The organism is Bacillus pinisoli (assembly GCF_023036475.1).
Classification (GTDB): domain Bacteria; phylum Bacillota; class Bacilli; order Bacillales; family SA4; genus Bacillus_BS; species Bacillus_BS pinisoli.
The window spans coordinates 195720-208263 of sequence record NZ_JAJQKI010000005.1; the positions used below are offsets into that span (position 1 = coordinate 195720).

Here is a 12544-nt window from a genome sequence, read left to right on the forward strand (position 1 = left end):
CCTCCTTTCAACCAAGTAACTGCTTCCGATACTCTGTTGGTGTGATGTTACACATTTTCCTAAACACTTTGCTAAAGTAGTTTGGATCGTGGTAGCCAACTTCAAATGTGATTTCTTTTAAGCTCTTTTCTGGATCTCTCATGAGTTTCTTCGCTTTTTCAATCCGACATTCGGTTAAGAAGTGTATATAGTTGATCCCAAGCTGTTCTTTAAAAATTTTACTGATATAGATAGGACTTAATCCCACCTCTTTACCAATCATTTCTAAAGAAATATCTTTATGAGCGTTTTCAATAATGTATTTCTTCATTAGTTGAATCGAATCTGCTTCAAGTTCAGCATGATACTCCTCATAGGATTGCTGAATTTTTGATAGTAAATGATGAGTTTCAGCTCGTAACTGCCTGTAATCTGTTGCTTGCAAGGAATAAAACGGTATGTCTTGTCCTACACCCATTTCACTTAGGACTTGAGAGGCAATCCAAACAAGCTCCATTACGCGTTGTTGTGCTTGTAAAAGATGGGTACTTTCTTGCTCTAGGGTATCAATCATTTCTACAAAGCTTTTCCCTATTTCATCCCATTGCCCATTCCGAATATAGTTAAAAAACTGCTGTTCGTTTTTCTTTGATGTGCTCTCATCAAAGCCTGGGACAAGTGGTGGTACATCATCATAAAATCTGTATTTTACAGGTATTGTTGTATCTCTTGTCGCTATTAATGACTCTTGATAGGATTGCCGGATTTGATGTAAGGAGCTATAAACATTGCCAATTCCGATAAACCACGACGAGTTTTGATAGGATTCAGAGATTGCTAAGATTTCCTTTGCTAACGATGCTGCTTGGTCCCGGAATGACTGATCAGATTTTAGGAATACAATAATGGGTAACTGGCGGCCATATAAGGCTCCAACCCAACCACTTTTTGTTTGTCTCAGCTTTTCTCTAATCGTTGTGTAATATGCTTCAGAGCCTAGTGGTAACAATACGTTCATCACGAATTTTTCCTTTGGGGCCTCCATATCTAAAAGCTCTACTAACTCTTCTAATTGGACATCATGTACATGGTCAAAAATCAGTTGGGTTACAAGATCCGTTTCAAACAAAGACTTAGCTTTTTGCAATGTGTTTTCTTGATGTTTGCTTTTATTTAACAATCTTTTCTCTGCCTCAATCTCACTCAGCACTTTTCTTACGATCTCCACAATTTCCGATGCCTTTGCCGGCTTAACGATATAATCCACAACCCCAAGTTGCATCGCTAAACGCGCATAATCAAAGGTCGCAAAAGCAGTAGCCATAATAAACTTTATGTGAGGGTTTGTTGGTTTGATGGCTTCTATTGCTTCAAGACCGGTCATTCCTGGCATCTGGATATCCATAAACACTAGATCAGGTTGAAATTCTGTCACGATTTCGGTGGCTAGTCTTCCATTCTTAGCCTGTCTGATCACAATATCCGAAAAATTTCTCTCTAAGATGAGCTGCAGTCCATCTCGTTCGACTTGCTCATCATCCACGATTAATATTTTCGTCATGATTATTAGATCCCCTCTCTTTTAGAATATGAATGACTACTTTTGTACCGAATCCCTCACGGCTTTTAATCTTGATTACATCATCTCTACCATTGAAAAGGCGGAGACGCTTCACTACATTGCTTAAGCCTATTCCTGTAGAATGTCCTTCTCCCTGATCAAGCCGTTCCTCCAAGATCTGCTTAATTTTCTCATCTGTCATACCAGGTCCATCATCTTCTACCTCAATGGTCACTCGGTCTCCCTCATCTTTAATTCGAAACGAGATGACACCACCTTCTTCTTCCGGTTCAACCGCATATATGACAGCATTTTCTACAATAGGCTGAAGAGTAAGTCCCGGAATCTCAATACCTAGGCAAGTTTGATCTATTTCTGAATGAAACGTGAGCCGGTCTGTATATCTCGCTTTTTGAATGTCTATATATTGCTGTAACACTCTGACCTCATCAAAAAGAGTCATCGTTTTGTCGAGATGCTTCAAGTTATAACGCAATAAGCCCGCCACGTTAACGAGCAAATCACTCGTTTCTTCAGACCCTTCCATATACGCTTTTTTTGATAACGTATTGAGCGTATTAAATAGGAAATGCGGATTAATTTGACTTTGTAAACTTTTAAGCTGACTTTCTTTTAAAAGTAGCTTACTTTGCTGCAATTCTTTTTCCAATTGTGCTTTTTGTTGAATTTCTAATATTAGATTATTTATATTGACTCTCATCCGCTCTAGCGTCTTAGCTAAGAATGAGATTTCATCATTGGATTCAACTTCGATTTCTAGATCAAACCTTCCTTTTGAGATCTCACTTGCTGCTTTTGTTAGCTTCGCCACTGGCTTTGTAATACGACGTGAGAACCAATAGGTGAATAACAGAAGAAAGACCGAGATTAATAGTAATAATAAAATTCCAAGCTGTTTTAGTTCTTCTGATTGATCAATCATCCCTCTGTAAAAACGGTCATATGTCTTGATTTCTGTGTCAATTAAAGTAAGCGTCATTTCCGAAATATAGTTTGAGATATGTGTCGCTTCTGTAAAGGCCTGGTTTGAATTCTCGGTATCTGCTTCAGAATGAAAGAATATGGAACGGTCAATCATTTCAACAAGACTATCTATCAAGTTGATATAGTTTGTCATGGCTAGTTCATTCTCGACATGCTTAGAATCGACAACCTCTTCTTTCATCCTTTCTATTTCTTGTTTCTTTTGGTCAATGATTGACATACTTTCAGGAGAAGGAGCGATGATATAGTTATTTAAGGCCGTTACTATTTGCTGACTTGTACTCGTCACTTCGTTCATAACCAGATAGCGTTCTAAAATATCATTATATTGATTTTGCATTTTTTGATTATAGTAAATGAGTGAAGTCCAGCTTGCTGCCATTATAAAGAGGACACTGAGAGCTAGAACTAATATTTTCTTCTGGATACTATTCATGATTGAGATCCACCTGTTTGACCATTTCGATATTTGTAAGATACCCTTCTAATTGGAGTGGAACCATTTCCTCGTTTAGCCACTTCATCATGAGTGCCACACTAATTTCGCCCATTCTTTCTGGAGATTGCTCAATCATCCCATCCATTTTCCCTTGTTTCAGAAGAGATGTGGATACAGGATGGTCATCAAACGAATAGATGTAATATGGTTCCACGTTTGAACGTCTCTCGATTTCTTCAATCATATGCCCAGCAAAGCTTGCATCAACGGTAACAAAAGCTTCCGTATTGGGATTCCGATTTAGAATGTCTTTTGTCGTAGCGATTACTTCTTCTCGTGTTTGTCCGGTTAATACCTCAACCAGCTCTACTTTCGGATAAAACTGAAGAACGTCTTTTATTCCTCTTAACCGTTCTGTTTGGTAATATTCTTGCCCCTTGTTTAATAAGATGACCACTTCTCCAGCTATCCCCATATCTTGAATCAGCTGTTTGCCAATGAGGCTACCTGCCTCGTACTGATCAGAACCGACATACGTTCTACGGATACTTTCTGTCATTGGTACATCATTTGCCACGGTTATGATTGGAATTCCGTATGAAGCCGCTTTCACTTTTGTCAGCTCTTTAAACTCGGGTGTATCTAACCCTTGAACGATTATTCCATCGACCTTGGAATAGATCGCAATATCTATTTGCTTTAAGAAATCTTGATTTTCACCGTAGCTCCCCCATACTTCTAGTCGAGCTCCATCCTTTTCGGCTTGCCTTTTAGCCCCTTCACTCACCTTGTCCCAAAAAGGCGTATCCAAGCCACGTGTAATTAACACAATTCGATTGGCGATTTGTTCCTGATTAGACTTTTCCGGCAACTGCCAATCAGAACGGAACACATGAAGGGCTGATTCAAATGTAAAATAAGAAAGAATGATACATATAAACACAATGACTACGGTCACAACACGTCGCATGTGGAGTAACTCCTTTACGTTCCTAAACTTTTCTTTATTATAGCAGAAGGAAGATTGGAATGGTTGTGTTGAAAATGGTTCATTCAAATGGATTAGATCAGCATGACATGAGAAAAAGCATGGATGATCCCATGCTTTTTTTAGACAATTATTTATTAGCCAGAAATGCATATTTAATCATTTCGGCACTTTCAATGACTGGAATACTAAAAGGGTGATAGATAGCTTCTAGGCTGTCGGCAGCTTCTTGGTTTGCTGCGCCTATTACAATTCGGTCACCGTAGAATTTGTCATGAATGGCTGAACCTTCACGTAAGAATTCTGGATTAGAAACAATATCTATTTGGAAATCACTTCGTTTATAGAGGTTACGTATTTGTTAAAAACAAAAAAGTGGAGTAGGCCGTCGTCAGGTAGAAAATCTCGTTTTCGTGGAATAATGAGATGAAAGTGTGAAATAACGTATGAACCTTTTGAAATAATAAATCTTTTCGTGGAATAGTCGATAAAAAAGCCGAAATAACTAATATTTTCGTGGAATCAACAAATGAAAAGAGAACTGCCCCCTTTTTAGGATGCAGTTCCTTGTCCATTCTATATTTTTTTGGCACCTAGGTAACGTTTTTTGTAGTAGCTATCGGTTAATTTACTAATCATGACTCCTTTTGAGGAACTTGCATGAATAAAGCTGTTGTTTCCTATATAGATTCCAGCGTGAGAAGGTCCCTTTTTATACGTTTGGAAGAAAACAAGATCACCGACTTTGGGAGCTTTCACTGATTTACCAGCCTTCCACATATCTGCAGCTGTTCGTGGTAGCTTCTTGCCACTGCTATTGAATACATATCCGATAAAACCACTGCAATCAAAACCTTTAGTCGTTGTTCCACCAAAACGGTATGGAGTTCCGACTAGTGATTTACCTACTTTAATTAATTGATCGGCTTGTGTTCCTTTTGTAGCTGCTGCTGCAGAATTGGGTTGTACATTTATAGTAAATACGATTAGTGTTATTGTTAATAAGATTAGAATTTTTTTCATGATTTAGCTTCTCCTATGTAACCTTTTTGAATTGTCAGAAAACTTATGAATTTATTATATCAAGATTAATAGAGAAGTAGAATTACAGGTTTGTAACATTTTCAGATAATTATTACAATTTTGTAACAATAAGTCGAACTTATTTTGTACTTTTACAAATATTGACTATACTATTGGAAGCTGATAGATTTTGAATAACTATACTAAATGAGGTTATAAAATGAGAGAACAATTGAGACCAAAGAAAAAAACTAAAAGAAAATGGCTTTGGATTACCCTTTCTACGATAGGCGCTTTACTGATTGGTGTCGCCGTTTATGCCTATTCTATCTACTCCTCTGTTGAACAAGCTGCTGGTCAAATGTATGAACAGCCGACACGTGAGTTTTCAGTTAAACGAATAGAGAAAATTGATTATGCTGAAAAAGATCCTATCTCTATTTTAATCATGGGAGTTGATGAACGAACCGGTGATCGTGGGCGATCTGATACCATGATTGTGATGACGGTGAATTCTAACACTCAGTCTATGAAGATGGTCAGTATTCCTCGTGACACTCGAACAGAGATTATTGGGAAAGGTAAGCTTGATAAAATTAATCATGCTTATGCATTTGGTGGTACGGATATGGCTGTTAATACCGTCGAACATTTTTTAGACATTCCGATCGATCATTACATAAAGGTAAACATGGAAAGTTTTAAAGAAATTGTTGATGCGGTTGGCGGAGTTACGGTTCATAATCCATTCAAATTTACCGATGGTGGTTACACTTTTGAAGAAGGAGAAATTAGTCTTGATGGAGCACAAGCTCTCGCGTATTCAAGAATGAGGTATCAAGACCCAAGAGGCGACTTTGGCCGCCAGGATCGCCAAAAGCAAATTATACTCGCTATTATTCAAAAGGGAGCTAGCTTTTCTTCACTAAATAAGTTTGATGATGTGTTAACCATTTTAGGAGGCAATGTTAAAACCGATTTAACCTTCGACCAAATGGTGGATATTCAGGCTAATTATAAAGAAGCTCGTCACAACCTCGAGCAGTTCCAGATTAGTGGCAGTGGGGACACCATTAATGGTGTGTACTACTATATTGTTCCGGATGAAGAGCGTTTGAGTTTGTCCGGTAAGTTAAAAGAGCATTTAGAGCTTAACTAAGAGAACCGGAGACTGTTTAATAGTCTCCGGATTTTCGTTATGTTGCATAATTATCCTAAAACAGCTAACTATAAGAAAAAACTCCCAGGTGGCACATCCATGACCCTATCCATATACACCATCTTATTTTGGCTTTTACTATCATTGCTCTTGCTGGAAAAGAAACACCTCCACAACAAATTATTAGCCTTCACCTTCATGACTGCCGTATTTTTAAATACACATGTATTCTTAGTTATTGCGGATCCCCTAAAATTGCTGAAGGTTACCCAAGAACCAGTCGATTATATAAGCTTTGTTATGTATAGGAGCTTTATTACTCCATTGCTGATTACCTATGTGGTTAATATGATATTTAATAAGAAAAGAAGGTTAGTTGTACCGTTATTATTCAGCATCTTATTTTTCTGGTTATTAGATTTATTTAATATGAAACAAGAGATTATTACTTATGAAAAGTGGACTTCCTTTTATACCATTAGTTATTTAACAACGTTATTACTTCTATGTTGTTTATCTGTGAAATTGTTTAAAAAGAAGGGATGGGTGTCATGACTACTGGTGCAATCCCTTTTGTAGAAGAAGCCTTTGGCGGAAATGACATCTTTGTGTTTGTCATAATTGCTTTAGGGTTTATGGTGATTTGGTTACTACCAAAACAATTTGAATCTCGCTTTTTTTCGTTTCTCATCATTTCTTACGGCATTGTATGGGCCAGCCTTTTCGATAATACGATAGGTGCTGCGCCTTTTGATTTTTATGATATTTTAGATGGCCCGAAGTATACGATTATGGATGTAATTGCTTATTTAATGTATGGTCCGTATGGTTATTTTTTTATTTACATCTTTGATCGATTTCATATTAAAGGTAGATATGTTGCTTTCTATATCATCCTTTGGACTTGCTTTGGGGTTGCCTTTGAGTTGGTAAATGTGATGGTCGGGGTGTTTACTTACAAAGATGGTTTTACATGGGTCTTTTCCATTCCGATTTATTTGTTCGTTCAGTCTTTCCTTTTGATTTTTTATAAATATTTAAAAGGTTGAATAGGAGGGACAGGTAGTCCCCGCTTCCCTCCTAACTCCCTTTTTACTTCAACCATCTATTTACACTCTTAATATCAAATTCCTCGTACCCCTGGTCTTCTCCCCAGTTTTTCATATGCACGTGATCTGGATGGCTTGGGTCAGATATGATTGCTAGGAACTCTTCGTACCCCATTTCTCCGCCCACATCTTCTGGTGGAGTGTTCCCTTCTCCCGCTATACATGTAGGGTAGTTTTTATCATAATTGTCAATAACACTTTCAACCGTGATTTCATGTCTCCAACTGTCCCCAAAGTCGTAGTGGTAGATAATTACAGCTGGTAGGTAGTCAGTAAGCTTCTCCTCTGTATCTAGCTTCATTGGTATACCTGTTTGAAAGTGGAGAGCTTCTTCATGACAAACTAGGTTGATCCTTGGTTTTCCATTAGAAGTTGGTTCAAACACAATAAACTCATGAAGGTGAGAATCTTCCCAACCGAAAACCGTTTGCAATGTTTGATGTAGTTCAGGGAAGGTAATGTGCTTAGGAACAATGACTTTGCGCCAAACATGATGGTTGCTTAGTTGCAATTTCACTTGTAAGACGTAAGCATTTGTATCAAAAATAGGCTCTCCAGTAAGCTCCTCTAATGCTTGATAAAGATCTTCATTGGGTTGCGTGTAATCATTTTTACCATTTCCAACTAAAAGGCGGCTAAGTCTTCTATTCATATGAGCTTGATTCATTACATTCTGGTTGATGTCTTCCTCGAAGAACGTGACATTTTTACAAGCTTCATTTAGCCTTGCCACCATCGTTCGATCTTTTGTCGTGGTATACGTGGCTTGTCCTAAACGAGACAAGTACCCTTCTATTACCTCATCCTTTATTCCCTCTGATTGGAACGTTTCTTTGATTGCTTGTAAAATCAACGCCTCTACGTTCTTTAAGTCCTTTGCTTTGAGCCCATAGAGGACGATAACATATCGACTTCGGTCATTCATGAGGACAAGTGTTTTTCTACGATTAATGGTTAGCATGTTTGCGTGCCAAGAAAACAAGGGCTCTTGTTCCATAGTTGGCTCGGGTTTGATCTTGAGTTCTGTCAAAAGCTTTTTTGTACATTGAATTAGCATGTTAACGCTCCTATGTATTGGTATTGCTTATATTTTAACACGCTTAATACAGCGGTGCCTGTCACCACCCGAATTTTCTTGTTTCACAATTTGTTTCACGGAATGAATCATGATGATATAAGAAAATCGGTTAACTGGCCCAAACAGATGAGCAAAAATCCCCTCTACATATAGCCGGATTAGCCAAGTTAATTGACGAAGTTTACGAGGATAAAGTAACTTAAAAGGGAATGTTGATTGAATGGATCACCTAGGAAGTAGAAGAGATTGTTAGTAAGAGGCATTTAACGAGAATGTTTTTTACAGTTGTGATTGCACTACATATCTGATAGTCTACCTTTTTATTCGTATGAGGGGATAAGTTCAATAAGGACCTCATACAACCGCTCCTTTGCGTGAAGTGAAGCCTATTGCGGTGGATGTTTTTCTATTGAAGATCAAAAAACGCTAATGTATTGACCTTTTAACTAAAGAAAGGAGGAGATATTAAATGGACTTTTATACGAAAGCAATTAAGATGATTCCTAAAGTTTTTCAAGTCATTTTAAATGTATCCTTAATCTTGTTGGCGATTATTCTTTCTTTTTTATTAATAAAAGAGCTGATTATGTTTGTAGAGGTACTACTTTCTTATGATTCTGGAAATAAGGATTATCGCCTCTTTTTAGAGCATATCCTCATTTTCTTTTTGTATTTTGAATTTATCGCTATGATTGTAAAATACTTTAAGGAAGACTATCATTTCCCCATGCGTTATTTCTTGTATATTGGGATTACGGCCATGGTGCGATTAATCATAGTGGATCATTATAATCCAATGAATACACTGCTTTATGCTCTCGTCATTTTGATATTGATTATCGGCTATTTTATTATGAACATTACACCTAGAAATAGGCCGGATGGAAAGTTATTTTTCCGAGGTAAAGGAAATCAAGAGTCCTAAAATTAGTTTTTTTGTACACCCGCTCCTGTCGGGGCAGGTTTGATCATGAGTTCAACAATGCATAACGTTCCCATGTATTGATATTGTATATAACTTAACAAGCGTCGGCCGAACTTTTATAGACTACTGCAAATGTCCTATTAATAAATATAAAGTAGGGCATTTTGCAATTATAAAACAGGTGCAATTTTTCACCTAGTTCAAGGAGAAGGCCGATGAGGAAAACGTGGTTGTTGGGGTTTGGTTTTTTTAGTATCAGTTTAGGCTGGTCATTGTACAATGGGTTTGTTCCTTTTTTCTTGAATGATTACCTCGCAAGTACGGCATTGATTGGGTTTCTCATGACGATTGATAACTATATCGCCCTCTTCCTACAACCGTATATAGGTCATAAAAGTGACCAAACCCATACTCGGTTTGGACGCCGTATGCCTTATTTGTTAATTGGGGTCCCTGTTACTGCATTGTTCTTTTCCCTCATTCCGTTTCACACTAGTTTAGCAACCCTCATTCTTTTTATGATCTGTATGAACCTATCTATGGCGATTTTTCGTTCGCCTACCGTTGCCCTTATGCCTGATATTACACCGGAGCCCCATCGGACGAAAGCAAATGGAATTATTAACTTTATGGGTGGCTGTGGCGCCATTTTAGCGTTTAGCGTGGGGGCTTATTTGTTTGATGTAAATGAAGCTTTACCGTTTTTTGCGGTATCGGCGATGTTCCTGTTAGCTTTATGGGTTATTTTCAGGAACATTAAAGAGAATCAAGATGCCATGATTCCTACTATTACGAATGCCCCAAAGGTTAACTACAGATCGGAATTAAATACGCGCACCCTTTTCCTGTTAGCGGCTATCTTCTTTTGGTTTTTTGCGATACAAGGAATTGAGGCTTTGTTTACGTTGTATGGTGTGAATGAGCTGGGCTTGTCTAAAAGTTCTTCTGCTTTTTCGCTAGCATTTTTCTCTTTGAGCTTTGTGTTATCTGCGATTCCCAGTGGTTTTTTAGGAGCTAGATTTGGTAAAAAGAAGATCATTTTAATTGGGATTATCGGATTAATTATTGTTTTCTTGCTTTTAACTAAAGTGGAATCTGTCCTTATGTTGCGGGCTATTTTGTTAGCTGGTGGGGTGTTTTGGGCATTTGTGAATATTAATGCTTATCCTTATATCGTTGAAACTGGAGGTGAGCACAGCTTTGGGACGAGAACGGGCTTATATTATCTCGTTTCATCTCTTGCGGCTATTATATCGCCTCCCGGTTTAGGTTTGCTGATTGATGTATTTGGATTTAATGTTTTGTTTTATGCGGCGGCTGGAAGTTTGCTACTTGCATTTGGTTGTATGCTGAAGGTGGTGGGAGATAAAGAGAGTGGGAGCATGTCACCTGGTACTTAAATAAGAAGGGAGGACCTATGTATATAGGTCGCTCCCCTTTTTAAGTATTTGGGTTTTAGATGGTAGAAGATTAATAGAGGATTAAATCTGAAGTTGAGTCGGTGAGTTAGTTTTCTAACCTCTTTTTTAGTTTTTGAATCTCTCTTTCTTCTTTAGACAGCTTATCCCAAATAATATCTTGATCAATCTTGAGTTGGCTTAATTGATAGAGAATATCTTGGTGGCGTTCTTCGTTTTTAGCTTCCATTGCCTCCAATCTTGTTTCCATTGAGTGTAGTTTGGTTTCCATGGTATCCATTCTATTTTCCATTCTATGTTGACTTGAGTTCATGGTACCGACTACTTGTATAAGCTGTGTTAACATCTCTTCCATTCGATCTAGTCGCTTTTCTATCATCTCGTTCACCTCCTTTGCTTCATTATAGCTTAATCTTTATAATTGAGGATAGTAAGTATAGTCAAAATTTGTAGAAAAGAGGGAATGAAGTGAGTATTGAAGAGAAAGCATTAGCACCTGATTTTACACTGCAGGCTAGTAATGGAGAAACGGTTTCCTTATCTCAATTTAAAGGGAAGAAACATGTTGTACTTTATTTTTACCCAAAGGATATGACACCGGGATGTACAACTCAGGCATGTGATTTTAAGGAACATCATGAAAGCTTTGCTGATGTCGATGCGGTTATAATCGGAGTCAGTCCTGACCCGCTAGACAAGCATCAAAAATTTGTGGACAAATATGAGTTACCGTTTCTTTTGTTGGTGGATGAAGATCATCAAGTAGCTGAGAGTTACGGAGTATGGACGTTGAAGAAGAATTTTGGAAAAGAGTATATGGGCATTGAGCGTTCTACTTTCGTTATTAATAAAGAAGGCATGATTGAAAAGGTTTGGCGGAAGGTGAAAGTGAAAGGGCATGTGGAAGAGGCGTTGGCGTTTGTACGGGAACAGATGAATTAATACACCATCAGCAGTAGTAAGGCATGTTATTACAAACTTCTTACTACTGTTTTTCTATTACAAAAATCTTTACAGATAACCGCCTAAACTGCTATTATAAATCTGTTCACTATTAAGAACAAAGAAGAGGAGGACAAAACTTATGAACCTAGCAAGAAAATTTTCAGTACTTATTACTTTACTTGTTATTTTAACGTTATTGCCGAGTACCTCATTTGCGAAAGGAACTGAGGGTAAAACCTTAGATTATGTAGCATTAGGTGATTCGTTGGCAGCTGGAGTTACTCCATACAACCTTAAAGATGCAGGATACCCTGAGTATTTAGCTGATCGCTTTACGCAATCACAATACAAAGTTGATTTAAACAACTTTGGAGTACCCGGCTTAAAATCAAGTGGATTATTAGATCAATTAAACAATCCAACAGTCCTAGCTGAGGTTGCAAAGGCCGATCTTATTACTCTAAATATAGGAGCTAATGATGTACTAGGTTTACTTAATGAATCACCAGGAGCTATTCCAACAGCACTTCAAAACGTATCAATTAATCTGCATACAGTACTACGTACAATCGATACGGTGAATCCCGGGGCAGAGGTTTATGTAATGGGCTATTATAACTCGTTTCCTTATTTACCTGCAGAGCAACAGGCATCTCTGCTACCACTGCTACATACTTTAAACACAATTATTGAGAGTAATGCAATTTTAAACGGTGACAGTTTTGTAGCGACTGACAAGATTATTGCAAAGCGTTATGAAACATACCTACCAAACCCTGCGAATATTCACCTAAGCTTAGAAGGATATCAGGCAGTAGCAAAGGAATTTTGGAAGAGAATTGATGAGTAATTGAATAAGTAAAGGAGTGAACCTGTTTGTAAGGTCACTCCTCTTTTATTTTTTAGCATTCAATC

14 protein-coding genes and 1 pseudogene are annotated in these 12544 nt (G+C 37.7%); 8 read left to right on the forward strand and 7 right to left on the reverse strand.

The features are described from left to right. Window positions 1-7 precede the first annotated feature (7 nt). The 3 genes from LT143_RS09975 to LT143_RS09985 are packed head-to-tail and all read right to left on the reverse strand — an operon-like array spanning window position 8 to window position 3954. On the reverse strand, window positions 8-1540 hold the full coding sequence (locus tag LT143_RS09975) for a response regulator (protein WP_246942826.1): 1533 nt from the start codon (window positions 1538-1540) through the stop codon (window positions 8-10). Continuing rightward, complete coding sequence (locus LT143_RS09980) at window positions 1515-2981, reverse strand: sensor histidine kinase (protein ID WP_246942827.1); 1467 nt, start codon at window positions 2979-2981, stop codon at window positions 1515-1517. Before LT143_RS09980 ends, LT143_RS09975 begins: the two co-directional genes overlap by 26 nt. Continuing rightward, entirely contained in the window at window positions 2974-3954 is a 981-nt protein-coding gene (locus LT143_RS09985; RefSeq protein ID WP_246942828.1) for a substrate-binding domain-containing protein, read from the reverse strand. Before LT143_RS09985 ends, LT143_RS09980 begins: the two co-directional genes overlap by 8 nt. A 59-nt stretch (window positions 3955-4013) precedes the next feature. Between LT143_RS09985 and LT143_RS09990 the strand changes: the two genes are divergently transcribed. Then, window positions 4014-4172 (forward strand): hypothetical protein, encoded by a 159-nt coding sequence (locus LT143_RS09990; RefSeq protein ID WP_246942829.1) that lies wholly within the window; start codon window positions 4014-4016, stop codon window positions 4170-4172. Here LT143_RS09990 and LT143_RS09995 read toward each other — a convergent pair. Further along, a pseudogene (locus tag LT143_RS09995) lies at window positions 4106-4330 on the reverse strand (UDP-glucose 6-dehydrogenase); the annotation flags it as partial. The gene LT143_RS09990 and the pseudogene LT143_RS09995 overlap by 67 nt on opposite strands. 218 nt (window positions 4331-4548) lie before the next feature. Continuing rightward, a complete protein-coding gene (locus LT143_RS10000) occupies window positions 4549-4995 on the reverse strand; it encodes a C40 family peptidase (RefSeq protein ID WP_272495754.1) in 447 nt (148 codons plus the stop codon). A 220-nt stretch (window positions 4996-5215) separates the two neighbouring features. Between LT143_RS10000 and tagU the strand changes: the two genes are divergently transcribed. The 3 genes from tagU to LT143_RS10015 all read left to right on the forward strand — a co-directional run bounded on the left by tagU (window position 5216) and on the right by LT143_RS10015 (window position 7203). After that, window positions 5216-6154 (forward strand): polyisoprenyl-teichoic acid--peptidoglycan teichoic acid transferase TagU, encoded by a 939-nt coding sequence (gene tagU / locus LT143_RS10005; protein ID WP_246942830.1) that lies wholly within the window; start codon window positions 5216-5218, stop codon window positions 6152-6154. A 99-nt stretch (window positions 6155-6253) separates the two neighbouring features. Next, window positions 6254-6709 (forward strand): hypothetical protein, encoded by a 456-nt coding sequence (locus LT143_RS10010; protein ID WP_246942831.1) that lies wholly within the window; start codon window positions 6254-6256, stop codon window positions 6707-6709. Further along, complete coding sequence (locus tag LT143_RS10015; RefSeq protein WP_246942832.1) at window positions 6706-7203, forward strand: hypothetical protein; 498 nt, start codon at window positions 6706-6708, stop codon at window positions 7201-7203. The genes LT143_RS10010 and LT143_RS10015 overlap by 4 nt, the downstream gene beginning before the upstream one ends. A 43-nt stretch (window positions 7204-7246) precedes the next feature. Here the strand turns inward: LT143_RS10015 and LT143_RS10020 are convergent, their stop codons facing one another. Then, entirely contained in the window at window positions 7247-8320 is a 1074-nt protein-coding gene (locus tag LT143_RS10020; RefSeq protein WP_246942833.1) for a plasmid pRiA4b ORF-3 family protein, read from the reverse strand. Between the two features lie 490 nt (window positions 8321-8810). Here LT143_RS10020 and psiE point away from each other — a divergent pair, with 490 nt between their 5' ends. Together psiE and LT143_RS10030 are read left to right on the forward strand one after the other, a co-directional pair. Continuing rightward, window positions 8811-9266, forward strand: coding sequence for a phosphate-starvation-inducible protein PsiE (psiE, locus tag LT143_RS10025; protein ID WP_246942834.1), 456 nt, complete (start codon window positions 8811-8813; stop codon window positions 9264-9266). Window positions 9267-9481: 215 nt separating this feature from the next. After that, a complete protein-coding gene (locus LT143_RS10030) occupies window positions 9482-10666 on the forward strand; it encodes an MFS transporter (protein WP_246942835.1) in 1185 nt (394 codons plus the stop codon). A 106-nt stretch (window positions 10667-10772) separates the two neighbouring features. Here LT143_RS10030 and LT143_RS10035 read toward each other — a convergent pair whose 3' ends face one another. Then, window positions 10773-11063, reverse strand: coding sequence for a hypothetical protein (locus LT143_RS10035; RefSeq protein ID WP_246942836.1), 291 nt, complete (start codon window positions 11061-11063; stop codon window positions 10773-10775). Window positions 11064-11152: 89 nt separating this feature from the next. Here LT143_RS10035 and bcp point away from each other — a divergent pair, with 89 nt between their 5' ends. Together bcp and LT143_RS10045 are read left to right on the forward strand one after the other, a co-directional pair. Further along, the gene (gene bcp / locus LT143_RS10040; protein WP_246942837.1) at window positions 11153-11626 is read left to right on the forward strand and encodes a thioredoxin-dependent thiol peroxidase; all 474 of its coding nucleotides are present in this window, start codon (window positions 11153-11155) and stop codon (window positions 11624-11626) included. Window positions 11627-11768: 142 nt separating this feature from the next. Continuing rightward, a complete protein-coding gene (locus LT143_RS10045) occupies window positions 11769-12479 on the forward strand; it encodes a GDSL-type esterase/lipase family protein (protein ID WP_246942838.1) in 711 nt (236 codons plus the stop codon). Window positions 12480-12544: the final 65 nt, after the last annotated feature.

What these genes read in the sequence shown, in the direction of transcription:
- LT143_RS09975 (WP_246942826.1), bottom strand. Translation starts at nt 1,540, where the DNA reads ATGACGAAAATATTAATCGTGGATGATGAGCAAGTCGAACGAGATGGA.
- LT143_RS09980 (WP_246942827.1), bottom strand. Translation starts at nt 2,981, where the DNA reads ATGAATAGTATCCAGAAGAAAATATTAGTTCTAGCTCTCAGTGTCCTC.
- LT143_RS09985 (WP_246942828.1), bottom strand. Translation starts at nt 3,954, where the DNA reads ATGCGACGTGTTGTGACCGTAGTCATTGTGTTTATATGTATCATTCTT.
- LT143_RS09990 (WP_246942829.1), top strand. Translation starts at nt 4,014, where the DNA reads ATGGTTGTGTTGAAAATGGTTCATTCAAATGGATTAGATCAGCATGAC.
- LT143_RS10000 (WP_272495754.1), bottom strand. Translation starts at nt 4,995, where the DNA reads ATGAAAAAAATTCTAATCTTATTAACAATAACACTAATCGTATTTACT.
- tagU (WP_246942830.1), top strand. Translation starts at nt 5,216, where the DNA reads ATGAGAGAACAATTGAGACCAAAGAAAAAAACTAAAAGAAAATGGCTT.
- LT143_RS10010 (WP_246942831.1), top strand. Translation starts at nt 6,254, where the DNA reads ATGACCCTATCCATATACACCATCTTATTTTGGCTTTTACTATCATTG.
- LT143_RS10015 (WP_246942832.1), top strand. Translation starts at nt 6,706, where the DNA reads ATGACTACTGGTGCAATCCCTTTTGTAGAAGAAGCCTTTGGCGGAAAT.
- LT143_RS10020 (WP_246942833.1), bottom strand. Translation starts at nt 8,320, where the DNA reads ATGCTAATTCAATGTACAAAAAAGCTTTTGACAGAACTCAAGATCAAA.
- psiE (WP_246942834.1), top strand. Translation starts at nt 8,811, where the DNA reads ATGGACTTTTATACGAAAGCAATTAAGATGATTCCTAAAGTTTTTCAA.
- LT143_RS10030 (WP_246942835.1), top strand. Translation starts at nt 9,482, where the DNA reads ATGAGGAAAACGTGGTTGTTGGGGTTTGGTTTTTTTAGTATCAGTTTA.
- LT143_RS10035 (WP_246942836.1), bottom strand. Translation starts at nt 11,063, where the DNA reads ATGATAGAAAAGCGACTAGATCGAATGGAAGAGATGTTAACACAGCTT.
- LT143_RS10045 (WP_246942838.1), top strand. Translation starts at nt 11,769, where the DNA reads ATGAACCTAGCAAGAAAATTTTCAGTACTTATTACTTTACTTGTTATT.